This is a genomic window from Pseudoduganella sp. SL102, from assembly GCF_027856995.1.
Classification (GTDB): Bacteria; Pseudomonadota; Gammaproteobacteria; order Burkholderiales; family Burkholderiaceae_D; genus Rugamonas; species Rugamonas albidiflava.
Genome location: NZ_CP115554.1, coordinates 2,133,875 through 2,156,722 on the forward strand (window position 1 = coordinate 2,133,875; position 22,848 = coordinate 2,156,722).

Here is a 22,848-nt window from a genome sequence, read left to right on the forward strand (position 1 = left end):
GGCAGCAAGGAGGCGGAGGATGGCGGGGCGCGTCATAGCGCCACCACCAGCGCCAGCACGGCCTGCACGGCAGCGGCAAGGTCGAGCGTCCAGCGGCGCGCGGCGACCGCGTCCGGCTCGGCCGTGCGCGTATCGTCGAGCTTGTTCGTGTCGAGCAGGTGGCGGCGCTGCGGGTCCAGTTCCGCGCTCACGGCCCGCACCGGCTTCACCCATTGGTAGCGCCGCCACGATTCGCCGCCGAGCCACTGCACGGTTTCCCTGCGGCCGTCGGCAAACGTCACCACCAGCGTCTGCGGCACGGCCGCGCCGCGCCGGCGCACCACGACCGTGGTCTTGTACGCCGCCTTGCCGTCTTCTTCGGCGGCCACGGCCGCCGCGGTCCGCTCCACCAGCTTGCCTTGCCGCTCCGCGTAGCCGGGTTGCGGCGTGACTTCCTCGCTATCCAGCGAGACGATGCGGTCATCCACCTTCTGCGCGGCATAGACCTGCTGGGCAAACACGGCCTCCACCAGCGCGCGCTGGCCGCTGACCTCGGCGATGGTCTCGCGCAGGTCCGCCACGCCCGGGTGCCGGAAGCGCCAGCGGCGGTAGTATTCGCGGAAGGCGCGGTCCAGCGTTTCCGTGCCCAGCTGCGCCTGCAGGTCGTGCAGCATCACGGCCGTGCGCGAGTACACCGCGCCGACACTCTCGAGCCGGTCGTAGGCATTCGCACCGAGCGGGTCGGCCGGTTCCTCGCGCGGCGCATCGAAACGCTCGCCCGGGAAACCGCCGAACGCGAATGCGCCCCGGCCTTGCAGCATCGTGGCCAGCACGGACAGCGAGGCGGGCCGCTGGCCCAGCATGCGGGCGTTCCAGTATTCATTCAGGCCTTCGTCCAGCATGGGTTCCTCGAACTCGTTGCTGGCGAGGATGCCCTGCATGTACTGGTGCGCGAATTCATGCACGGTGACGAAATCGAGGTCGTAGCGGTCGCGCGTGCCGGGCGCCGGATCGTGCACGCTGTCCGTGGTGAAGAAGGTCGGGTATTCCATGCTGCCCGCGTGCGCGGCATTGAAGGGGGGAATCACGACGGTCAGCGTGTCGTAGGGGTAGGGCCCCAGCTTGCCGGCGAAGTACGCCAGCGATTGCTTGGTGACCTCCAGCACCGGCGCCGCGTTCGATGCATAGTCGGGCGGGTACAGCACCGTGATGTCGACCTTCCGGCCATCCTCCCCGGTCCACGTGTCGCGCAGCGGGGGCGCGGTGCGGCTGTCCGCCGTCCACGCGAAATCGTGCACGTCGCCCTGCACGTAATGATGGGTGACCAGGCCGCCGTCCGCCACGGGCTTGCCCTGCAGGGCGCCGGTGGCCCCCACCGTATAACCCCGCGGGACGGTGATCTTCACGTCGTAGTGGCCGAAGTCGGCGTAGTACTCGGAATCGGTGTGGTACTCGTGCACGTTCCAGCGCAGCGCCGGCGCGCCGCGCTCGCCCGGCAGTTCCAGCACGCCGATCTTCGGGAACCACTGCGCCACCAGGTGGAACGTGCCGAAATGGCCGGTGCGAGCCGTCACGCGCGGCAACTGGTCGAAGAAGCCGATGTCGAGCGTGGTGCTGGCGCCGGGCGGCACGCCGGCCGGAAGGTCGAGGCGCACCACGGTGCGGTCGGTTGCCGGGCCGCCATCCGGTTGCACGAAGGTCCAGTGGACGTCGGCGCCGCCCTGGCGCACGTGGCGCAGTTCCATGTAGCCCCATTCGCCATCGCCCATGCCGTCGGTCAGGCCCTGCGCGCGCAACTCCGTATTGAACGTGCTGTCGCCGTTGCGGAACGCGTTCAGGTACAGGTGCAGGTAGACGCTGTTGACCGTGCGGTCGCTGCGGTTGCGCCAGGTGAGCTGCTGCCGCCCGGCGACCGTGTGCCGGACGGGATCGAGCGTGGCCTCGATCCGGTAGTTCGCCACGCGGTCCGACAGCGTGGCTTCGCGGCCGGTACGGATGCCGCCCCAGGCGTCCGGGCTGCTGGGCGTGGCCGCCGCTGCGGCGTGCGGCGGCGCGAATGGAATCTCCTGTGCGGCGGCGGCGGGGCGGGCCCCCTGCGCCAGCGGCGCCGGCGGCACCAGCAGGACGATGGCCGCCATGGTGGCGGCCGCGAGGCAGTGCAGAACGCGCATGCTGCTCCTTGTGCGATGACGATGTGCCCACTATAGCGAGGCCCATGCATGGATGGCAACGCCTGCCGCTCCTTAAACCACCCTTAATGCAATACACCGTTACTTACGTTCGCGCAAAAAATGGTAATCTCGCGGCGTTTGTCTTTTCATGCGACCCAACCGAGAAGGAAGATCATGCGTCCAATGCGCCGCCTCATGCTTGCCGCCACCGCCATGCTGGCCGTATCCGCCACGTTGCCCGCCATGTCCCAGGCTGCCGGACCAGGCTACACGACCCTGAGCACGCCCGTTGCCGCGACCGCGCCGGGCAAGAAGGTGGAAGTCATCGAATTCTTCATGTACACCTGCCCGCACTGCTATTCGCTCGATCCGCTGCTGGAAGAATGGGTCAAGAAGCAGGGCGACCGTATCGTGTTCAAGCGGCTGCACTTCGCGCAGGGCCCCACCGATCCGCTGGCGCATGCCTACGTGACGCTGGAAGCGATGGGCCAGACCGAGCTGGTGCACAGCAAGATCCTGCGTGCCATCCATGGCGAGCGCCAGCGCATCTACCGCAGCGACGAGCAGATGAAGGAATTCCTGGTCAAGAACGGCGTCGACAAGACACGCTACGAACAGCTCTTTAATTCCTTCAGCGTGCAGACTAAGATGAAATCCCTGGCCAGCACGATTTCCAAGTACCAGGTCAGCTCGGCACCCACGCTGGTCGTGGACGGCCGCTACATGACGTCGCCGTCGATCGCCGGCACCGGCATGTCGGAAACCCAGGCCGGCCGCCAGACGATGGCCGTGCTGGACCAGCTGGTGGCCAAGGCTGCGGCCGAGAAGAAGTAAGAGAGAAATAGGAGAGAAGCAAGAGCGGAACTGCAGCGGAATCACAGCCTGCGGGTGGCATCGCTGCGACACCGGCCGGCTGTAAATCGTAAGCGGACGTAAAAATGGTAAGCGGGCAGTGAATGAGGATGTGGTTATGACCGATCGTGAAAAAGGCATCATGGAAGCGTTCGAAGCGCTGGAGCCCGATGAAAAGCGGCTCTTCAATGTCAGCAATGTCAACCACCTGGCCTGGAGCCTGGTGATCTTGCTGGCGATCCTGGCCTGCTGGCTGGCGGCCGCGCTCGTCAACGCCGAGAACCAGCGCCACGCGCTGATGACCAAGCAATGCCAGGACCGCGTGTTCAAGGAGGAAGTCGACAAGACCTGCCTGCTGAGCGTGCGCTCGCGCGAGCACTGGTGGCAGCATCTCGGCTACGGGCTGGGGCACCTGACGCCGGAAAAGTAGGACGAAGCCAGCAAGGAAAAAGCCCGCGACCGCGGGCTTTTCTTTGTTTACTGTTGACTGCTCACTGGTGCCCGAAAAATGGCACGTACTCCAGTTCCGCTTGGTCAAGCATTTTCCGACGCATTGCAAGCATGCGTTCACCCCCAACAGCGAAGGGCTGGGGTCAGGGATGAGTGCTGGCATGCATGCCAGCACCGTTGCGCAGGCGCGAAGCATGCTTCGCGAAACCCCTGCTTCACCCCGCCGGGGCGTAGTCGGGGTTTCAAGGAGCATCGCTCCTTGCCGACGTAGCGATACTGGCCTGCAAGCCAGTATTCCTCCCTGACCCCGGAATTTGCACTTGGGGTGGGCTTATCTGAGCGCCATCGGGACGTACCCCATTCTCCGGGAAAGATTGCAGCGAGGCATCAGCTCACCGTCAGCTTCGCCGACTTCAGCCGCACGCTGTCCGGCCCCGCATGGATGGTGAAACTGCCCGGTTCGACCACGCGCTTCATGTCGACGTTGTAGAACGCCAGGTCGGCGGGCTTGATGTCGAACACCACCGTCTTCTTTTCGCCCGGCTGCAGGGTCACGCGGCGGAAAGCCTTCAGCTCCAGCACGGGACGCGTCACGGACGAGATATCGTCGCGGATGTAGAGCTGCACCACCTCGTCGCCCGCCACCGCACCGGTGTTGGCCACGTCGACCTCCACCTGCGTGGTCTCGTTCGGCCGGATGGTGGCCTTGCGCAGGCGCGGCGCCGAGATGTCGAAGGTGGTGTACGACAGCCCGAAGCCGAACGGATACAGCGGCTTCGTGCTGCCGTCGATGTAGCCGCGCCGCGCCGAGGGCTTGTGGTTGTAGAAAATCGGCAGCTGGCCCACGTTGCGCGCGACCGACACGGGCAGCTTGCCGCCCGGGTTGACGCGGCCGAACAGCACGTCGGCCGCCGCGTTGCCCGTTTCCTGGCCCAGGTACCAGCCTTCGATGATCGCGTCGGCCCGCTCGGCCAGCAGGTTGATCGACATGGGCCGGCCGTTCAGCAGGAACACCACGGTGGGCTTGCCCAGGTCGAAGATGGCTTTCGCCAGGTCGTTCTGCTGGCCCATCAGGTCCAGCGTGGCGCGGTCACCCAGGTGCTGGTCGGCCCATGCCTCGCGGCTGGTCTGCTCGTTATCGCCCAGCACCATCACGATGGTATCGGCCGTCTTCGCCGCCGCCACCGCTTCGGCGATCAGGCGCGCGTTGACTTCCGGCGCGGTGAAGCGGATCTCGTCCTTGCCCCAGATGCGTTCCTCGGTGATGCGCACGCCTTCGCGGTAGTCGAAGGCGAAGCCCTGCGCCGCGGCCTCGGCACGCAGCGCGTCGTGGATCGACACGACCTTGCGGGGAATGTCGGAGTAGCCGCCGATCGGCGTGTCCTTCGCGTGCGTGCCGAGCAGCAGCAGCTTGCCGGTCTTCTTCGCCTGCAGGGGCAGCACGCCCTTGTCGTTCTTCAGCAGGACCACCGAGCGGCCGGCGGCTTCGCGCGCCAGCGCCACGTCGGCCGCCGTCGCGGTCTGCGCGTCGGCGCTGGCTGCATCGGCGTACGGGTTCTCGAACAGGCCGGCCAGGAACTTCAGTTCCAGGATGCGGCGCACGATGGTGTCGATTTCCTTTTCGGCGACCTTGCCTTCCTTGACCAGCTCGGCGAGGTGGCGGTAGCCGTGGCCGTCGGGCGTCTCGATATCCACGCCGGCTTTCACCGCGTAGTAGCCGGCTTCCTTCGGCGTGGCAGCCATCTTGTGGCGCGTGACCAGTTCGCGGATGCCCATGTAGTCCGACACCATCACGCCCTTGAAGCCCCATTCCTTGCGGGCCACGTCGTCCAGCATCCAGCGGTTGGCATGCGAGGGCACGCCGCCGATCTCGTTATACGACGGCATGATCGCTGCCACCGTGGTTTCCTTCACCAGGCGCTCGAACGGCGGGAAGAATTCCTCGCGGAGCGTGCGTTCGGACACCTCGGCCGGGCCGATGTTGGTACCCGATTCCGGCTGGCCATGGCCGGTCATGTGCTTCAGCGTGGTCAGTACCTTGTCCTTCGCCAGCTGGCGAGACGTGCCGGAAAAGCCGATCACGGCGGCCTTGCCGATTTCCGTGCACAGGTGCGGGTCTTCGCCGAAGGTTTCCTCGATGCGGCCCCAGCGCGGCTCGCGTGCCACGTCCACCACGGGCGCCAGCGCGAAGTTGGCGCCGCGTGCGCGCATCTCGCGGGCGGCCACCGAGAACACCTTCGTCACCAGGTCCGTGTCGAACGACGACGCCAGGCCGATCGCCTGCGGGAACGAAGTGGCATCGCGCGCCGCATAGCCGTGCAGCGCTTCCTCGTGCATGAACAGCGGGATGCCCAGGCGGGTCTGCTCGAGCGCCCATTTCTGCGCCGCGTTCACGTAATTGGCCGTTTCCTGCGCGCCGCGGTTCGGGCGCGCGCCATCGTCACCCGCCGCGGCGGCCGCGCCGGCCTCGGACTTGCCCTGCCGGTCGGACGGCCGCGCGATCATGCCGATGCCATGCGGATAGACCGTGGCGGCCTTGGCGGCCGAGAAGGCGCCGTTGTCCTCGATCTTGCCCTTCTCGATCCATACGCACAGCATCTGCGCGATCTTTTCCTCCAGCGTCATCCGCTTCAGCAGATCCGCGACGCGCTTCGGCACCGGCGCCGCCGGGTCCTTGTACAGCGGGCGTGCCGTGGCAGCCATGGAAAGCGCGGGGGCCGCGCCAGCGGCGGCCATCGTGGCCAGGAAGCGGCGGCGGCCATTGTTCGATTCGTGTTGCATGAGTCTCCTTTGTTATCTGTTCAGCTTGCAACTTGCTGCTGCCGAGTTCGTGTCATGGTGCCTGGGAGGAGTGACGCCAAGTAAGGCATCACCGCTTTGCAGGCAAAGAGCAGTGCTCTTTGAAACCCCTGCAAAGCCCCCCTGACACGGGCTCATCCATGCTGTCAGCGCTTGCCCGTCCGCGTCGCCACGTCGACCCACACGGCCAGCGTGAGGATGCCGCCCTTGACGATCATCTGCCAGTAGGTGTCCACGTCCAGCATCGACATGCCGTTGTCCAGGCTGGCCATCACGAGCGCGCCGATCAGCGCGCCGTACACGGTGCCGGAACCGCCGCGCATCGACGTGCCGCCGATGAAGCAGGCCGCGATCGCGTCCAGTTCGGCGGACGTACCGGCCGACGGGGCGCCGGCGGCCAGGCGGGCCGTGTTGATCAGTCCGGCGCGGGCCGCACATCAGCCCCATGATCCCGAAGATCCACAGCTTGACGGCTTTCACGTTGATGCCGGAAAGGCGCGTCGCTTCCATGTTCGAGCCCACCGCGTAGATGCGGCGGCCGAACACGGTCTGCGTGGTCATGTAGGTGAAGATGCCCAGCAGGGCGAGCAGCAGCAGCACGGGCAGCGGGATGCCTTCATAGCTGTTCAGCGTGGTCACGAAGCCGAACAGCACGGCGGCGATGATGCCCAGGCGCAGGCCGTCGCGCCATGGCGGTGCCTGTTCCAGGCCGTGGTGCGCGCGGCTCTTGCGCTGCCGGAACGTCAGCGCGATGGCGATCACGAACAGCGTCACGCCCAGCACGACGCCCCATTGCGGCGGCAGGTAGCCCTGGCCGATGTAGACGAATTCCTCGGACACGGGCGCGATCGTCACGCCATCGGTCACGCCCAGCAAGATGCCGCGGTAGGCCAGCATGCCGCCCAGGCCGACGATGAACGAGGGGATGTGCAGGTAGGCCGTCAGGTAGCCGTTGAACAGGCCGATGAACAGGCCGACCGCCAGTACCGCGATCATGTTGACGGGCAGCCCCATGCCATGCGTGACGTCCAGCACGGCCGCCACGCCGCCCAGCAGGCCAAGCAGCGAGCCCACCGACAGGTCGATCTCGCCGGCGATGATCACCAGCGACATGCCGCAGGCCAGGATGCCCGTGACAGCCATCTGCCGCATCAGGTTCGACATGTTGCGCGGCGTGAGGAAGCCGCCCTCCGTCATCCATGTGAAGAAGCCCCAGATCAGCACGATCGCGACCAGCAGGGCCAGCATCTTGTACTGCGTGAACAGTTTTTTGAATTGATTGCTTTTCATCGGTCTCACTCTAGTGAAGCGTTCAGTGCAGCGGTTGCGCCAGGGCGGCGGCCAGCAGGGTCTCCTGCGTGAGGTTGTCGTTGACGAAATCGCCGCGCAACTGTCCCTCGCCGATCACCAGCACGCGGTCGGAAACGCCCAGCACTTCCTGCAGTTCGGACGACACCATGATGATCGGGATACCCTCGCTGGCCAGGTTCAGCATCAGCTGGTAGATCTCGAACTTGGCGCCCACGTCCACGCCGCGCGTGGGTTCGTCGAGGATCAGCACCTTCGGCTTCGTCAGCAGCAGTTTCGACAGCACGGCCTTCTGCTGGTTGCCGCCGGACAGCCCGGTGATCGGCAGGAACGGGCTGGCCGTCTTCAGCTTCAGCCGGCCGATCTCTTCCCGGATCACTTTCAGCTCTTCGTCCTGGTCGATGCGCGTGCCATGCGAGAACTGCTGCAGCACGGCCATCGTCATGTTCTGGCCCACCGACAGGTCGGGCACGATGCCATGGTGCTTGCGGTCTTCCGGCACCATCGCCAGCCCGGCGCGGATCGATTTCAGCGGCGAGCCGGTATCCCAGCGCCTGCCCTGGTACCACACCTCGGCCTCGTACTGGCCTTCATACGAGCCGAAGATCGCCGACACGAGTTCCGTGCGCCCGGCGCCCACCAGGCCGGCGATGCCGAGGATCTCGCCGCTGCGCAAGGTGAACGACACGTCGTCCACGCGCTTTCGCTGTGGGTTGTCCGGGTCCCAGCACGTCACGTGCTTCGCCTCGAACACCACCTCGCCCGGCGTGTGGCGCCGCTGCGGGTAAAGCTGGTTCATCTCGCGCCCGACCATCTGCGCGATGATCTTCTCCACGCTCATGTCGACCATCGGCGTGGTGGCGATGTGCTGGCCGTCGCGGATCGTCACGATGGTGTCGCAGATCGCCGCGATCTCGTCGAGCTTGTGCGAGATGTAGATGCAGGTGACACCCTTGGCTTTCAGCTGATGGATGATGTCGAGCAGGATGCGGATCTCCGACGTCGTCAGCGACGACGACGGTTCATCCAGGATCAGCAGCCGGGCATTCTTGTTCAGGGCCTTGGCGATCTCGATCAGCTGCTGGTGGCCGCCGCCGTACTGCTTCACGGGCAGCACCACGTTCACGTCGCGGATGTTCAGCTCGGCCAGCAGTTCGTTGGCGCGGCGGTTCATCGTGTCGTAGTCGAGGCGCCCGCCGGGCAGGGTGATCTCGTTGCCGAGGAAGATATTTTCCGTCACCGACAGTTCCGGCACGAGCATCAGTTCCTGGTGGATGATGACGATGCCGGCGGCTTCCGTTTCACGGATCGAGGTGGCTTGCAAAGGTGCGCCGTCCCAGTAGATCCCGCCGTCGTAGGTACCGTGCGGGTAGACCCCGGACAGCACCTTCATCAGCGTGGATTTACCGGCGCCATTTTCTCCGCACAGGCCGACGCATTCGCCGGCCTTCACCTTGATGTCGATGCCATTCAGTGCGCGCACACCGTCGAACTGCTTGACGATGCCGCGCATCTCGAGAAGGTAATCGCTCATGCGCTCACTTAGGGGTAAGGTGCGGTATCAGTTGGCGGTCAGCTGGGCCTTCGAGTAGAAGCCGTCGTCGGCCAGCACCTGCACGTTGGCCTTGGTCAGCGGGATGGGTTTCAGCAGCAGGGTGGGCACCTGCTTGGCGCCGTTGTTGTACTGCGAGTTGAAGCCGGGCTTCTCGTTGCGTACCAGCTGCACGGACAGTTTCGCCGCTTCGGTGGCGATCAGTTTCAGCGGCTTGTACACCGTCATGGCCTGCGTGCCGGCGATCACGCGCTTCACCGCGGCGAGGTCGGCATCCTGGCCCGAGACGGGCACCTTGCCCTGCAGCTTCTGCGAGGTCAGCGCCTGGATCGCGCCGCCGGCCGTGGCATCGTTCGAGGCCACGATGGCGTCGATCTTGTTGTTGTTGGCGGTCAGCGCGTTCTCGACGATGGCCATCGCCTCGGAAGCGCTCCAGTCCTTCACCCACTGCTTGCCGACCACCTTGATGTCGCCCTTGTCGATCAGCGGCTGCAGCACCTTCAGCTGGCCTTCGCGCAGCATCTTGGCGTTGTTGTCGGTCGGCGCGCCACCCAGCAGGTAGTAGTTGCCCTTCGGCTTGATCGCCTTGATGGCCTCGGCCTGCAGTTCGCCCACCTTCTGGTTGTCGAACGAGATGTAGGCATCCACGTCGGAGTTGAGGATCAGGCGGTCGTACGACACCACCTTGATCTTGGCCTTCTTGGCTTCGCGGATCGCGTTGTTCAGCACCGTGGCGTTGTAGGGCACGATCACGAGCACGTCCACGCCGCGCGAGATCAGGTTCTCGATCTGCGAGATCTGGCGCTGCTCGCTGGCATCGGCCGACTGCACGTAGACCTTGGCGCCCAGGCGCTCGGCTTCCTTGACGAAGTAATCGCGGTCGCGCGTCCAGCGCTCGAGGCGCAGGTCGTCGATGCAGAAGCCGATCTTCGGATTTTTCGCATCCGCCAGGGCGGCGGTGGAGGTGAGGGCGAGCAGCACGCTCGCGATGGCGATCTTCAACTTCATGGTGTGTCTCCTAAGATGGGTGGCCGGTGGCCTGTTGTTGTTATCTTGGAACGTTCAAGTATGGGTTATTTCATCGTCAAAGTTCTGGTAAAGCTGTTTGAACCCAAGTGCAGACCTGGGGTCAGACCCGGCGGGTCTGACCCCGGCATTTGCCGGTGGGTCTGGTCTGCGCCTTCAACGTGCAGACCGCCATTACGGTGTCAGACACCAAACATCAGTGGTTATGCCGCGGCACCACGTCCCGCAGGTTCCGGTACTCCAGCGCCATCTCCATGCACGCGCCGCTTTGCATCTGGCCCACCGTCGAACGGTAGATCTGCTGCCATGGCGTCTGGCTGGCCGGGAAGGCGGGGATGCCGTCGCCCTTGCGCCGCTCGATCTCGGCATCGTCGACCAGCATGTTGGCGGTGCCGTTGTTCAGGTCGATGCGCACGGTGTCGCCGGTGCGGATCCACGCCAGGCCGCCGCCCACCGCCGATTCCGGCGAAGCATTCAGGATCGACGGGCTGTCCGAGGTGCCGGACTGGCGGCCGTCGCCCAGCGTCGGCAGGTTCTTCACGCCACGCTTGATCAGCGCATCGGGCGGTTGCATGTTGACGACTTCGGCCGAACCGGGCCAGCCGATCGGGCCGGCGCCGCGAATGACCAGGATGCAGTCTTCGTCGATGTTCAGCGAAGGGTCGTTGATGCGCTTGTGGTAGTCGTCCGAACCGTCGAACACGATGGCGCGGGCTTCGAACACGCCTTCATTGCCGGGCTGGCTCAGGTAGCGGGCGCGGAACTCGTCCGAGATCACGGAGGTCTTCATGATCGCGAAGTCGAACAGGTTGCCCGACAGGACGAAGAAGCCCGCCTTTTCCTTCAGCGGCGCCGCGAACGGCCAGATCATCTCGCGGTCGTTGGTTTCCTTGCCGGCCAGGTTGTCCTTCATGCTCTTGCCGGTGACCGTCAAGCGGTCCGAGCGCAGCAGGCCATTCTGTTCCAGCTCCCACATCACGGCCGGCACGCCGCCGGCGCGGTGGAAGCGCTCGCCCAGGTACTTGCCGGAAGGCTGCATGTTCAGCAGCAGCGGCACGTCGTGGCCATACTTCATCCAGTCTTCCGTGTGGATTTCCACGCCGGCGTGGCGCGCCATCGCCATGATGTGCTGCTGCGCGTTGGTGGAACCGCCGATCGCCGCGTTGGTGACGATCGCATCGAGGAACGCTTCGCGCGTCAGGATCGACGATGGACGGATGTCCTGCTCGGCCAGCGCCACGATGCGGCGGCCCGTCTCGTAGGCCATCTGGCCGCGTTCGCGGTACGGTGCCGGAATGGCCGAGCAGCCGGTCAGCGACATGCCCAGCGCCTCGGCGATGGCGTTCATCGTCGACGCGGTACCCATCGTGTTGCAGTGGCCGGCGGACGGCGCGGAAGCGGCGGCGATCTCGAGGAATTTCTCGTTGTCGATTTCGCCGGCGGCCAGGCGGCGGCGGCCTTTCCAGATCGCCGCGCCGGAACCGACCAGCTCACCATCGAGCCAGCCGTCGAGCATCGGGCCGCCGGACAGCACGATCGCCGGCAGGTCCATCGTGGCGGCGGCCATCAGCTGCGACGGCGTGGTCTTGTCGCAGCCGGTGGTCAGCACCACCGCGTCGATCGGATAGCCGTGCAGGATCTCCACCAGGCCCATGTAGGCCAGGTTGCGGTCGATCGCGGCGGTGGGGCGGCGGCAGTTCTCGAAGATCGGGTGCAGCGGGAATTCCATCGGAATGCCGCCGGCGTCGCGGATGCCGTCGCGCACGCGCTTGGCGAGGTCCAGGTGGATGCGGTTGCACGGGCTGATATCGCTGCCCGACTGCGCGATGCCGATGATCGGCTTGCCGCTGCGCAGCTCGTCGGGAGTGATCCCGTAATTCATGAAGCGCTCCAGGTAGAGCGCGGTCATGTCGATGTGGTCCGGATTGTCGAACCAGTCCTGGGAACGGTAACGGCGGGTCATTTTACAAATCCAATCATGTGCTGCGGCAGGCCGGGCACGTCGACGGGGAAGGCGAACACGCCGCCCGCGAGCGGGGCGGCGGCGCGTTCCTCGGCCGTGAGGCCTTTCGTGGCGGTCGTGGCAAAGGCGGTTTTCAGGTCCGGACCACCGAAGGCGATCTTGGTGATGTTCGGTACCGGGAAGGCGATGGTTTCCAGCAGTTCGCCGGCCGGCGAATAGCGCAGCACGCGGGCGCCGCGGAACACGGCCACCCACACGTTGCCGGCGGCATCGACGGCGCTGCCGTCGGGCCAGCCGGGTTCGGCGATCGGGGCGAACACGCGCTTGTTGGCCAGCGTACCCTCGGCGGTCACGTCGAAGGCGTACACCGTCTTGCCGAAGGTATCGGTGTGGTAGAAGGTCTTGCGGTCCGGCGAGAACGCCGGGCCGTTGGTGATGATGATGCCGTCGTCGTGCTTCGTCAGCCCGCTGCCGAGCGCACCGTCATAGCGGTACAGGGCGCCGCTGGCCGCGGTTTCGGCATTGTCCATCGAACCGAACCACAGGGCGCCGTCATGCGCGACGTGACCGTCGTTCAGGCGGTTGCCCGGGCGGTCCGCTTCGAATTCCGTGATCGGCGCGAACGTGCCGGTGGCCGGATCGAAGTGCACCAGCTTGCCCGCCAGGCCGCAGACGAAGCCGCCGCTCTCGGCTGGCAGCGCAAAGCCGGTCTCGCCCGGCATGTCCCACGTCTGGCGCTGTCCACCGTGCGCGTCGCAGCGGTGCAGCTTGTGCTGCTTGATGTCGACGAAGTACAGCATCTGCTCGACCGGATGCCACACCGGGCCTTCGCCCAGCGTGGCTTCCAGCGGCCAGATGCACTCGGGCGTCGTGCTGGTCGGCGTGCTCACTTGCCGTCTCCATACCAGCCGGCATCGACGAAGTAGTCGCGGCCGGTGCAGCGCGACGCCTGGTTCGACGACAGGAACAGCGTCAGTGCGGCCACGTCTTCCGGCTCGATGCGCTCCTTCAGCAGCTGCGAGGCCATGATCTGCGCTTCGCCTTCCGGCGTGTACCACAGCGCCATCTGCTTCGGGGTCTTGACCGAGCCGGGGATCACGGTATTGACGCGGATGCCATCGTTGCCCAGGTCGCGGGCCAGGCCGCGCGTCAAGCCTTCGATGGCCGCCTTGGCCGTCATGTACAGCGTCAGCTGGGGCAGGGCCAGGTACCACGAGATCGAACCGAAGTTCAGGATCACGCCGCCGCCATTCTTCTTCATGCCCGGCGCCACGGCCTGCGCGCAGAAGAACTGGTGGCGCAGGTTGACGGCCAGGCTGTCGTCCCAGTACTGCGGCGTGACGTCGGCCACGGCGTGGCGGTGGTCGTTGGCCGCATTGTTGATCAGGATGTCGACGCCGCCGATATCGCGCTCGATGTCTGCAAACGTTTTCTTCAGCTCTTCAATATTCGTCATGTCGCAGTGGAGGTAGCGCGGCTGGTGCGCCGCGCCAGGGTAGCTGGCGGCCAGCTGCTGCGACGGTTCGTCGGCGATGTCCAGGAACACCACCTGCGAGCCTTGCTTGACGTACGCATCGACGATTCCCGCGCCGATGCCGGTGCCGCCGCCGGTGACGACGACACGCTTGTTCTTCAGATCCGGATAGGTGGCATATTCAAACGGTGGCCGTTGATCTTGGTTCGTGTTGCCAGCCATCATTTTTCTCCAGTTGCTTTGGTTGCTTCAGTTACATTGCCCAGCAGGCCGCGGCGCGCCAGGTTGTTGTACAGGGCGCGAACGCCGAAGGTCCATGGCGCGATTTCATCGCTGCGGTGGACGTGGTTGATCAAGGCCCCCAGCGCCGGGCTCGCGATGGTGACGCGGTCGCCCTTGTGGTGCGTGAACCCGCCGCCCTTGGCGTCGCGGTCCTTGATGGGGGAGAACATGGTGCCGAGGAACAGCATGAAGCCGTCCGGGTACTGGTGGTGCGCGCCGCAGGTCTGGCCGACCAGGTCGAGCGGGTCGCGGCTGATCTGCTTCATCAGGCTCACGCCGTCCAGCACGAAGTCGTCGTCCACGCCTTCGATGGTCAGGCGCACTTCGGCATTGCGTACCGTGTCGAGCGAGAACCGGTCGTCGAACAGGCGGATGAACGGGCCGATCGAGCAGGAACCGTTGTTGTCCTTGGCCTTGCCGAGCAGCAGCGCGCTGCGCCCTTCGATATCGCGCAGGTTCACGTCGTTGCCCAGCGTGGCGCCGACCGGCTTGCCCTGGCTCGTCACGGCCAGCACGATTTCCGGTTCCGGGTTGTTCCACTTCGATTCCGGGTGCAGGCCCACGTCGGCGCCGAAGCCCACCGCCGACATCGGCTGCGACTTCGAGAACACTTCCGCATACGGGCCGATGCCCACTTCCATGTACTGCGACCAGGCACCGCGGCTGATGAATTCCTGCTTCAGCTGCTCGGCCTGCGGCGAACCGGGCTTGATGCTGGACAGGTCGGCACCGATCGATGCCAGCAGCTCGCCGCGCAGCTGTTCGGCACGGGCCGGATCGCCGTTGGCCTGTTCCTCGATCACGCGTTCCAGCAGGCTGACGGCGAACGTCACGCCGCAGGCCTTGATGGCCTGCAGGTCGTTCGGGGCCAGCAGGCGCGGCACGTCCGCCGCCGGGTTGGCCGACAGCGCGTTCTCGATCAGGGCTTCGACGCGGCCCAGCGATTCGCCTGCTGCCGAACGCACGATGGCCACGACGTCGTCGCGTTCCAGCAGTTCGGCGACGGTCGAGGCATGCCGGGTGATGTCGAACACTTCGCCGTTACGCACGGCCACCACGGCGGGGCCGTCGATGTCGCCGGTCCGCCAAACGCGGCCCACGAGCAAAGCCTGCGGCAGGTCGGCAGGCAACAAAGACAAGGCTGGCGCTTCCTTCATGTGAGTCTCCTCTTGTTCTGGTTATGGATGAAAAGTCTGAATGTGCTCAGTGACCATCGTTCAGCGGCCAAGGCTTGGCAGCTTCGGCGAATAGGTCCATCCGGGGATCAAATACTGCATGGCCATCGCATCGTCGCGCGCGCCGGTGCCGACTTTCCTGTACAGCTCGTGCGCGGCGGCGATGCGGTCCAGGTCCGGTTCGATGCCCAGGCCGGGGCGATCGGGTACCGCCACTTCGCCGCCGACGATCTGCAGCGGCTCGCGGGTCAGGCGTTCCTGCCCTTCCTGCCAGATCCAGTGCGTGTCGATCGCCGTGATGCGGCCCGGCGCGGCGGCGGCCGCGTGCGTGAACATCGCCAGCGACACATCGAAGTGATTGTTGGAGTGGGAACCCCAGGTCATGCCCCATTCCTGGCACAGCTGGGCAAGGCGCACGGAACCCTGCATGGTCCAGAAATGCGGATCGGCCAGCGGGATGTCGACGGCGCCCAGCAAGTGCGAATGGGCCATCTGCCGCCAGTCGGTGGCGATCATGTTGGTGGCCGTCGGCAGGCCGGTGGCGCGCTTGAACTCGGCCATGGTCTCGCGGCCCGAGTAGCCGTTCTCGGGGCCGCAGGGATCTTCGGCATAGGCCAGCACGTGGCCCTGGCCGCGGCACAGGCGGATCGCCTCGTCGAGCGACCAGGCGCCGTTCGGATCGAGCGTCACGCGGGCATCGGGGAAGCGTTTCTTGATGGCGGTGACGGCCGCGATTTCGTCTTCGCCGCGCATCACGCCGCCCTTCAGCTTGAAGTCGCGGAAGCCGTAGCGGGCCACCGTGGCCTCGGCCTGTTCGACGATGGCTTGTACCGTGACGGCTTCCTGGTGGCGCATCGTGTACCAGTCGTCCTTGTTGCCCGAGCCTTCAAGGTAGGGCAGGTCGGTGCGCGTGCGGTCGCCGATGTAGAACAGGTAGGCCAGCATCGGCACCCGGTCGCGCTGCTGGCCGCTGCCGAGCAGTTCGCAGACAGGCACGCCCAGGTGCTGGCCCAGCAGGTCGAGCAGCGCGGCCTCGATCGCCGTGACGACGTTCTCGAGGCGCAGGTTGATTTCATGGGGCTGCTGCAGCACGGCCGCCTCGGCGGCCGAGGTGACCTGGTGCTGCAGCGTCTGCGGCCCGCGCATTTCTCCCGGCCTTTTTCCGGCGATGCCTTCGCGCACCGCGTTCAGCGTGCGGTTGAAGCGTCCGATCGGCGTGCCGACCACGCGGGGAATCGCATTTTCCAGCGCCTTCGTGATGCCCGCGCCGCCCGGCACTTCGCCCATGCCGGTATGGCCGGCACTGTCGGTCAGCAGCACGAGGGTGCGCAGGAAATACGGGCCGTGCGCGCCGCACAGGTTGAATAACATGCTGTCGTGGCCGGCCACCGGAATCACCCGCATCGCGGTGATCACGGGCGTTTTTGTCTCCACATTCGTCTCGTTATTATATGTTGCCTGTACCATCGGCTTAACCTAAAATGAATAGCGCTAACATTTTGCAGTGTGCGGCATTTGGGATGGCAAGTCAACATATCCGCGGTGTAAAGATCGGCAAAGCGGAGGGTGAAGATAGCGCTACAACATGCGGCGTGGACTGCGACTCGATCGATGCAGACAAAGTGCCGGAAATCCGCTTCCAGGCACGATAAGAACGGAGACAACATGCAAAAAACGCATATGGCCGCGCTTGCGGCCGGCCTGCTGCTGGCCGCAAGCGCGGCGACGGCCGCCGATTCGCCGAAAAAATGGCACTGGGTCGCCTCGTGGGGCGCGGCCCAGATGACCCCGGAACCCCAGAACGAACTGCCGCAGGAGCACTGGCGCGATGCCACGCTGCGCCAGATCGTGCACGTGGCGCTGGGTGGCGAAAAACTGCGGGTGCGCATCAGCAATGTGTTCGGCACCACGCCGCTGACGGTGGAAGCGGCCGGCATCGGCCTGGCGAAGGCGCCCGGCAATCCGGATATCGATCCGCAATCGGCCAGGGCGCTGACCTTCGGCGGCCGTGCTTCCGTGATGATCCCGGCCGGCGCGGAATACTACAGCGACGTGGTGGCCCTGCCGCACAAGGCCGGCGCCGATATCGCCGTGTCGCTGTACTTCAATGGCGCGCCGTCGAAGCAGACCGGCCATCCGGGTTCACGCGCCACCAGCTTCGTGGCCAAGGGCCAGCGCACGCTGGACGCGGCATGGAGCGGCGCCGAGAAAATCCCGCGCTGGTACCTGCTGGCCGACGTGGAAGTGCAGGCGCCGCGCGACGTGGGCGCGGTGGTGGCGGTCGGCGACTCGATCACCGATGGCTACGGCACCACGACGGATGGCAACGACCGCTGGCCGGACGTGCTGGCTGGCCGCATCGCCCAGGGCGGCAAGCCGATGGGCGTGGTCAACGTGGGCATCGGCGGCGGCCGCATGCTGCGCGACGGCCTCGGACCGAACCTGGCCTCGCGCTTCGACCGTGACGTGATCGCCCGCGCCGGCGTGACGCACGCCGTGGTGATGATCGGCGTGAACGACCTGGGCGGGCAGCACCGCAACGGCGAGGACATCCCGGCGGCGCGCGCCAAGCTGGTCGAGGACCTGCAGCAGGCGCACCGCCAGCTCGTCGAACGCGCGCACGCGCACGGCATCTGCGTGATCGGCGGGACCGTCACGCCGTATGCCGGCAGCGACTATTACCGCCCGGCGGCGACCAACGAGGCGGATCGCCAGCAGCTGAACGAGTGGATCCGCAAGTCCGGCGTGTTCGACGCGGTGGCCGATTTCGACGCGGCGCTGCGCGACCCGCAGCAGCCGGACAAGCTGCGCAAGGAGTACGACAACGATGGCCTGCATCCCTCCATCGCCGGCCTGCGGGCGATGGCCGAAGCGGTGCCGCTGAAGGCGCTGGGTAACCGTTGCGGAGCGAAATGATGAGGAAAACCATGCTGATGGCCGCATCGTTCGCGGGCGCACTCCTGCTCGCCGGCGGAGCGCAGGCGGCCGCGACGTACCGCAATCCCGTCATCACCGGCTTCCACCCGGACCCCAGCATCTGCCGCGTGGGCAAGGATTACTACCTGGCCAACAGTACCTTCGAGTATTTCCCCGGCGTGCCGATCTTCCACAGCCGCGACCTGGTGAACTGGAAGCTGATCGGCCATGCGCTGACGCGCGAATCGCAGCTGCCGCTGAAGGGCCAGCGCGCCTCGCGCGGCATCTACGCGCCGACCTTGCGCTGCGTGGGCGACACGTTCTACATGATCACCACCAACGTCGAAACCGGCGGCAATTTCATCGTCCACACCAAGGATCCGGCCGGCGAATGGTCGGAACCCGTGTGGCTGAAGGAGAAGACGCCATGGATCGATCCGTCGCTGTTCTTCGATGACGATGGCACGGTGTACTACACGCGGCACGACGGCGGAGAAAAGGGCGGCATCGTGCAGTCGCGCATCGACGTCAAGACCGGCAAGCTGCTCGATGAACCGAAGCGGATCTGGAACGGCACCGGCGGCGTGTGGCCGGAAGGGCCGCACCTGTACAAGGTCGATGGCTGGTACTACCTGATGATCGCCGAAGGCGGCACGTCGTACGACCACATGATCACGGTGGCACGCTCGAAGTCGCCGTTCGGGCCGTTCGAGGCGCACAAGGGCAATCCGATCCTGTCGCATCGCGATCATCCCGCATCGCCGTTGCAGGCCACCGGCCACGGCGACCTGGTGCAGACCGACGAAGGCAAGTGGTGGATGGTGCTGCTGGGCGTGCGGCCTACAAGGCATGACGGAAAAAACAAGCATCACCTGGGCCGCGAAACGCTGCTGGCGCCGGTCACCTGGCAGGACGGCTGGCCCGTCGTCAATGGTGGCAAGCCGCTCGCACTGGAGATGAGCGCGGCTGGCCTGCCGCCGTTGTCGCCGCTGCCGAAGGCCCCGGTGCGCACCGGGTTCGACCAGCCCGAGCTGGACCTGCACTGGACCTTCGTGCGCGGCCCGTCCACTGGCCTGTACTCGCTGGCGGCGCGGCCCGGCTTCCTGCGCCTGAACGGCAACCAGGCCAGCCTGGACGACGTGGCGACTCCCGCCTTCGTGGCCCGGCGCCAGCAGCACCTGAACGCGCGCATCGCCGCATGCGTGGACTTCAAGCCGGCCGGCGCGGGCCAGTATGCCGGCCTCGCGCTGCGCATGAACGAAGCCAATCACTATCAGTTGCGGATCGCTGGCAGCCAGGCGGCACGGCGCATCGAGCTCGTCACGCGCGTGAAGGGAACAAGCACTGTGGTAGCCTCGACCGCGGTGCGTCCCGGGCCGGTGGACCTGCAGGTCCGCGCCTGGCCCGAGCGCTACGAGTTCAGCTACGTGCAGGATGGTGGCAAGCCGGTGGTGCTGGGTTCCGCGCCGACCGCCGCCTTGTCGTCCGAAGACGCGGGCGGCTTCACCGGCGTGTTTGCCGGCGTGGTGGCGACGGGGGCGCCGGCCGACGTGGACTGGTTCGACTACGAACCGCTGGGAGACTGATCGATGGTGTTACCGATGTTGTTACCGATGTTGCTACGTTCGATTCTGCTGGCGCTGTTGCTCCAGCTGTCCGGCGCCGCGCAGGCGCTGGGCCAGAAGCCGTTCGTCGCGTTCGAACGCGATAACGCCGATGCGGTGGAGCTGCTGGCCAGCGGCAGGGCGGCGCCGATCTTTGTCGACGCGGGCGACCACAAGGGCGTGCTGCGCGCGGCCGGCGACCTGCAGGCCGACCTGGCCCGGGTCGGCGGCGTGAAGCCGGTCCTGCGCCAGGTGCGCAACGCCGAGGCGCCGATCGGCATCGATATCGTCATCGCCGGCACCCTCGGCAAGAGCGCGCTGATCGATGGCCTCGTAAAGTCCGGCATGCTCGACGTGGCACCGATCCGCGGCAAGTGGGAAGGCTATCTCGTGCGCACCGTGCGCAACCCGATGCCCGGCGTGCAGCGCGCGCTGGTGATCGCCGGCAGCGACAAGCGCGGCACGATCTACGGCATCTACGAAGTTTCCGAACAGATCGGCGTGTCGCCATGGTACTGGTGGGCCGATGTGCCGCCCGTGAAGCGCAAGGCGCTGTATGCGCAGGCCGGCACGGCCGTGCAGGATGCGCCGGTGGTGCAATACCGCGGCATCTTCCTGAACGACGAGGCACCGGCGCTGACCGGCTGGGCGAAGGAACGCTACGGCGGCTACAACAGCAAGTTCTACAAGGGAGTGTTCGAGCTGATCCTGCGCCTGCGCGGCAACTACCTGTGGCCGGCGATGTGGGATGCCGCGTTCTTCGACGACGATCCGGAGAATGGCCGCCTGGCCGATGAATACGGCATCGTGATGGGCACCTCGCACCATGAGCCGATGATGCGCGCCCACAAGGAGTGGTCGCGCTACGGCAAGGGGCCGTGGGACTACAGCCGCAACGAGGCCGTGCTGAAGGACTTCTGGCGCGATGGCCTGAAAAAGACGCGCGGCTACGAGAAAGTGGTCACGCTCGGCATGCGCGGCGATGGCGACGAGCCGATGTCGCAGGATGCCAACGTGGCCCTGCTGGAGAAGATCGTGGCCGACCAGCGCAGGATGATCGGCGAGGAACTCGACCCCGACATGGCCAAGGTGCCGCAGGCGTGGGCGCTGTACAAGGAAGTGCAGGATTACTACGAGCAGGGCATGCGCGTGCCGGACGACGTGCTGCTGCTGTGGTGCGACGACAACTGGGGCAATATCCGCCGGTTGCCGACTGCGCAGGAACGCAAGCGCGCCGGCGGCGCCGGCGTGTACTACCACTTCGACTACGTGGGCGGCCCGCGCAACTACAAATGGCTGAACGTGACGCCGCTGCCGAAGGTGTGGGAACAGATGCACCTGGCCTGGAAGCACGAGGCGACGCGCATGTGGATCGTCAACGTGGGCGACCTGAAGCCGATGGAAGTGCCGATGGAATTTTTCCTGACGTATGCGTGGAATCCGGCGGCGTGGCCGGCCGACCGCCTGCAGGAATACCTGCGGCTGTGGGCGGCGCGCGAGTTCGGCGCCCGCGATGCGGCGGACATCGCCGACATCGTGGCGAAGTACGCCAAGTACAACGGCAGGCGCCGCCCGGAGATGCTGGAGCCGGCCACGTACAGCCACGTGAACTACGGCGAGTCGGCCCGCATCGTGGCCGAGTACCGCGAGCTCGAGGCGCGTGCCGGGAAGATCGCAGCCAGCCTGCCGAAGGAACGCCGCGATGCGTTCTACCAGCTGGTGCTGCACCCGGTGAAGGCGGGCGCCGTCGTCAACGAGCTGTACGTGGTGGCGGGCCTGAACCGGCTGTACGCGAAGCAGGGCAGGGCGGCGGCGAACGACATGGCCGAACGTGCCCGCGCCCTGTTCCGCGACGACGCCGCGCTGACGCGCCGCTACCATGCGATCAACGGCGGCAAGTGGAACCACATGATGGCGCAGACCCACCTGGGCTACACCTACTGGCAGCAGCCGCCGGTCAACGTGATGCCGGCCGTCAGCGAAGTGCAGGTGCCGAAAGCGGGCGCGCTGGGCATCGCCGTCGAAGGTGGCGAAGGAGCCTGGCCGGACGCGCATGGCCTGAAGCTGCCGGCGCTCGATGCGTTCGAGCGCAAGCCGCGCATGGTGGAACTGTTCAACCGGGGCGGCACGCCGTTCCGGTACTCGGTGCGCGCCAGCGAACCGTGGATCGTGCTCGACAGGACGTCCGGCACGGTGGACAAGGTGCAGCGGGTCGCCGTCGACGTGCGCTGGGACCAGGTGCCGGCCGGCGCGACGGGGGCCACGCTGTTCGTCACCGGCCCGAACGGCGAAGCGAAGATCGAGGTGCCGGTGCACAAGCCCGCCGGCGCCGCTCCGGTGCGCGGTTTCGTGGAAACCCATGGCGTGGTGTCGATCGAGGCCGAGCACTACGCCCGCGCGGTGGCCGCGCCGGGCCGCGACTGGCTGAACGTGCCGGATCACGGCCGCACGCTGTCCGGCATGACGACCTTGCCGGTCGACGCGCCGGCGCTGGCCCCGGCCGACGGCATGCGGCTGGAGTACGACATGCACCTGTTCAGCAGCGGCGATGTCAAGGTCCACGTGACCGTCGCGCCGACCCTGAAGTTCCAGCCCGGCCAGGGGCTGCGCTATGCGATCGCCTTCGACGACGAAGCGCCGCAGGTGGTCAACCTGCATGCCGACGCGTCCGAGAAGCACTGGGAAAAGATCGTCGGCGACGGTGCCGCCGTGTTCACGTCGCGCCATGCGATCGGCAAGCCGGGCGCGCACGTGCTGAAGATCTGGGCGCTCGACCCGGCTGTGGTGCTGCAGAAAGTGGTGGTGGATGCGGGCGGCATGAAGGCCAGTTACCTGGGGCCGCCGGAAAGCCCGCGGGTGAAGTGATCATGGGTGACGTAATCATGGGGGCATGCCGATGAACCGGACGCAGATCGTCGAACGGCTCAGGCTGGGCAGGCATCTGGAAGCCGAGGTCACGGCCGCCGGTGAACAGCGGCGCACGTTCATCGAAGTACGCCCCATGGTGGACGACGCTTTAGCCAGCGTTGTCCACCGCGGTACTGGAATCGAGCATGTGCTGTCACGGAGCACGGCCAATGCCGATGCCATCGCCGCCTACCGGGTGCGCCGCTGCACGCTGTCGCCCGGGTGGGAAGCGTATCCGGACGACTGGGACCATTACGTTCATGCGCAGGACTGGCATGCCTGCCCGACACTTCAGGAACTGGAGCAGCACCTGACCGCCGCGTTCGGCATCGGCATCGAGGCGCTGCGCCTGCCGGGAACGACGGATTCGCCGCTATGATGCGGTCTCGA

At 66.2% G+C, this 22,848-nt stretch carries 15 protein-coding genes and 1 pseudogene; 6 read left to right on the top strand and 10 right to left on the bottom strand.

What is annotated here, in order from left to right; genetic code table 11:
* Nucleotides 1–32 precede the first annotated feature (32 nt).
* Nucleotides 33–2,150: a M1 family metallopeptidase gene (locus tag OU994_RS09085; RefSeq protein ID WP_281610491.1), complete on the bottom strand. Its 2,118-nt coding sequence runs from the start codon at nucleotides 2,148–2,150 to the stop codon at nucleotides 33–35.
* Nucleotides 2,151–2,324: 174 nt separating this feature from the next.
* Between OU994_RS09085 and OU994_RS09090 the strand changes: the two genes are divergently transcribed.
* The gene (locus OU994_RS09090) at nucleotides 2,325–2,984 is read left to right on the top strand and encodes a thiol:disulfide interchange protein DsbA/DsbL (protein WP_229420492.1); all 660 of its coding nucleotides are present in this window, start codon (nucleotides 2,325–2,327) and stop codon (nucleotides 2,982–2,984) included.
* Between the two features lie 136 nt (nucleotides 2,985–3,120).
* Complete coding sequence (locus tag OU994_RS09095; RefSeq protein WP_281610492.1) at nucleotides 3,121–3,432, top strand: hypothetical protein; 312 nt, start codon at nucleotides 3,121–3,123, stop codon at nucleotides 3,430–3,432.
* A 407-nt stretch (nucleotides 3,433–3,839) separates the two neighbouring features.
* Here the strand turns inward: OU994_RS09095 and OU994_RS09100 are convergent, their stop codons facing one another.
* The 9 genes and pseudogenes from OU994_RS09100 to OU994_RS09140 form a co-directional block, all read right to left on the bottom strand.
* Nucleotides 3,840–6,233 (bottom strand): glycoside hydrolase family 3 N-terminal domain-containing protein, encoded by a 2,394-nt coding sequence (locus OU994_RS09100; RefSeq protein ID WP_281610493.1) that lies wholly within the window; start codon nucleotides 6,231–6,233, stop codon nucleotides 3,840–3,842.
* A 164-nt stretch (nucleotides 6,234–6,397) separates the two neighbouring features.
* Nucleotides 6,398–7,541: pseudogene (locus OU994_RS09105) on the bottom strand (sugar ABC transporter permease).
* 22 nt (nucleotides 7,542–7,563) lie between these two features.
* Nucleotides 7,564–9,093 carry a D-xylose ABC transporter ATP-binding protein gene (gene xylG / locus OU994_RS09110; protein WP_281610494.1) on the bottom strand — a complete coding sequence of 510 codons (1,530 nt, stop codon included), beginning with the start codon at nucleotides 9,091–9,093 and terminating at the stop codon, nucleotides 7,564–7,566.
* A 27-nt stretch (nucleotides 9,094–9,120) separates the two neighbouring features.
* A complete protein-coding gene (xylF, locus tag OU994_RS09115) occupies nucleotides 9,121–10,119 on the bottom strand; it encodes a D-xylose ABC transporter substrate-binding protein (RefSeq protein ID WP_281610495.1) in 999 nt (332 codons plus the stop codon).
* A gap of 214 nt (nucleotides 10,120–10,333) precedes the next feature.
* Complete coding sequence (locus OU994_RS09120) at nucleotides 10,334–12,100, bottom strand: IlvD/Edd family dehydratase (protein WP_281610496.1); 1,767 nt, start codon at nucleotides 12,098–12,100, stop codon at nucleotides 10,334–10,336.
* A complete protein-coding gene (locus OU994_RS09125) occupies nucleotides 12,097–12,990 on the bottom strand; it encodes an SMP-30/gluconolactonase/LRE family protein (RefSeq protein ID WP_281610497.1) in 894 nt (297 codons plus the stop codon). The genes OU994_RS09120 and OU994_RS09125 overlap by 4 nt, the downstream gene beginning before the upstream one ends.
* A complete protein-coding gene (locus OU994_RS09130; protein WP_281610498.1) occupies nucleotides 12,987–13,799 on the bottom strand; it encodes an SDR family NAD(P)-dependent oxidoreductase in 813 nt (270 codons plus the stop codon). Before OU994_RS09130 ends, OU994_RS09125 begins: the two co-directional genes overlap by 4 nt.
* A complete protein-coding gene (locus OU994_RS09135) occupies nucleotides 13,796–15,013 on the bottom strand; it encodes a fumarylacetoacetate hydrolase family protein (RefSeq protein WP_281610499.1) in 1,218 nt (405 codons plus the stop codon). Before OU994_RS09135 ends, OU994_RS09130 begins: the two co-directional genes overlap by 4 nt.
* Before the next feature lie 60 nt (nucleotides 15,014–15,073).
* Nucleotides 15,074–16,498, bottom strand: coding sequence for an enolase C-terminal domain-like protein (locus OU994_RS09140; protein WP_281610500.1), 1,425 nt, complete (start codon nucleotides 16,496–16,498; stop codon nucleotides 15,074–15,076).
* Nucleotides 16,499–16,696: 198 nt separating this feature from the next.
* Here OU994_RS09140 and OU994_RS09145 point away from each other — a divergent pair, with 198 nt between their 5' ends.
* Genes OU994_RS09145 through OU994_RS09160 form a run of 4 tightly spaced genes read left to right on the top strand, consistent with a single transcriptional unit; the run spans nucleotide 16,697 to nucleotide 22,837 of the window.
* Entirely contained in the window at nucleotides 16,697–17,947 is a 1,251-nt protein-coding gene (locus OU994_RS09145; RefSeq protein ID WP_281610501.1) for an SGNH/GDSL hydrolase family protein, read from the top strand.
* A complete protein-coding gene (locus tag OU994_RS09150) occupies nucleotides 17,944–19,533 on the top strand; it encodes a glycoside hydrolase family 43 protein (protein ID WP_281610502.1) in 1,590 nt (529 codons plus the stop codon). Before OU994_RS09145 ends, OU994_RS09150 begins: the two co-directional genes overlap by 4 nt.
* Before the next feature lie 15 nt (nucleotides 19,534–19,548).
* Nucleotides 19,549–22,416, top strand: coding sequence for a glycosyl hydrolase 115 family protein (locus OU994_RS09155; RefSeq protein WP_281610503.1), 2,868 nt, complete (start codon nucleotides 19,549–19,551; stop codon nucleotides 22,414–22,416).
* Between the two features lie 31 nt (nucleotides 22,417–22,447).
* Nucleotides 22,448–22,837, top strand: a complete 390-nt coding sequence (locus OU994_RS09160) for a hypothetical protein (protein ID WP_281610504.1) — start codon at nucleotides 22,448–22,450, stop codon at nucleotides 22,835–22,837.
* Nucleotides 22,838–22,848: the final 11 nt, after the last annotated feature.

Bases quoted from the DNA above. Each gene is read 5' to 3' on its own strand.
- OU994_RS09085 (WP_281610491.1), bottom strand. From the start codon at position 2,150: ATGCGCGTTCTGCACTGCCTCGCGGCCGCCACCATGGCGGCCATCGTC.
- OU994_RS09090 (WP_229420492.1), top strand. From the start codon at position 2,325: ATGCGTCCAATGCGCCGCCTCATGCTTGCCGCCACCGCCATGCTGGCC.
- OU994_RS09095 (WP_281610492.1), top strand. From the start codon at position 3,121: ATGACCGATCGTGAAAAAGGCATCATGGAAGCGTTCGAAGCGCTGGAG.
- OU994_RS09100 (WP_281610493.1), bottom strand. From the start codon at position 6,233: ATGCAACACGAATCGAACAATGGCCGCCGCCGCTTCCTGGCCACGATG.
- xylG (WP_281610494.1), bottom strand. From the start codon at position 9,093: ATGAGCGATTACCTTCTCGAGATGCGCGGCATCGTCAAGCAGTTCGAC.
- xylF (WP_281610495.1), bottom strand. From the start codon at position 10,119: ATGAAGTTGAAGATCGCCATCGCGAGCGTGCTGCTCGCCCTCACCTCC.
- OU994_RS09120 (WP_281610496.1), bottom strand. From the start codon at position 12,100: ATGACCCGCCGTTACCGTTCCCAGGACTGGTTCGACAATCCGGACCAC.
- OU994_RS09130 (WP_281610498.1), bottom strand. From the start codon at position 13,799: ATGATGGCTGGCAACACGAACCAAGATCAACGGCCACCGTTTGAATAT.
- OU994_RS09135 (WP_281610499.1), bottom strand. From the start codon at position 15,013: ATGAAGGAAGCGCCAGCCTTGTCTTTGTTGCCTGCCGACCTGCCGCAG.
- OU994_RS09140 (WP_281610500.1), bottom strand. From the start codon at position 16,498: ATGGTACAGGCAACATATAATAACGAGACGAATGTGGAGACAAAAACG.
- OU994_RS09145 (WP_281610501.1), top strand. From the start codon at position 16,697: ATGCAAAAAACGCATATGGCCGCGCTTGCGGCCGGCCTGCTGCTGGCC.
- OU994_RS09150 (WP_281610502.1), top strand. From the start codon at position 17,944: ATGATGAGGAAAACCATGCTGATGGCCGCATCGTTCGCGGGCGCACTC.
- OU994_RS09155 (WP_281610503.1), top strand. From the start codon at position 19,549: ATGTTGTTACCGATGTTGCTACGTTCGATTCTGCTGGCGCTGTTGCTC.
- OU994_RS09160 (WP_281610504.1), top strand. From the start codon at position 22,448: ATGAACCGGACGCAGATCGTCGAACGGCTCAGGCTGGGCAGGCATCTG.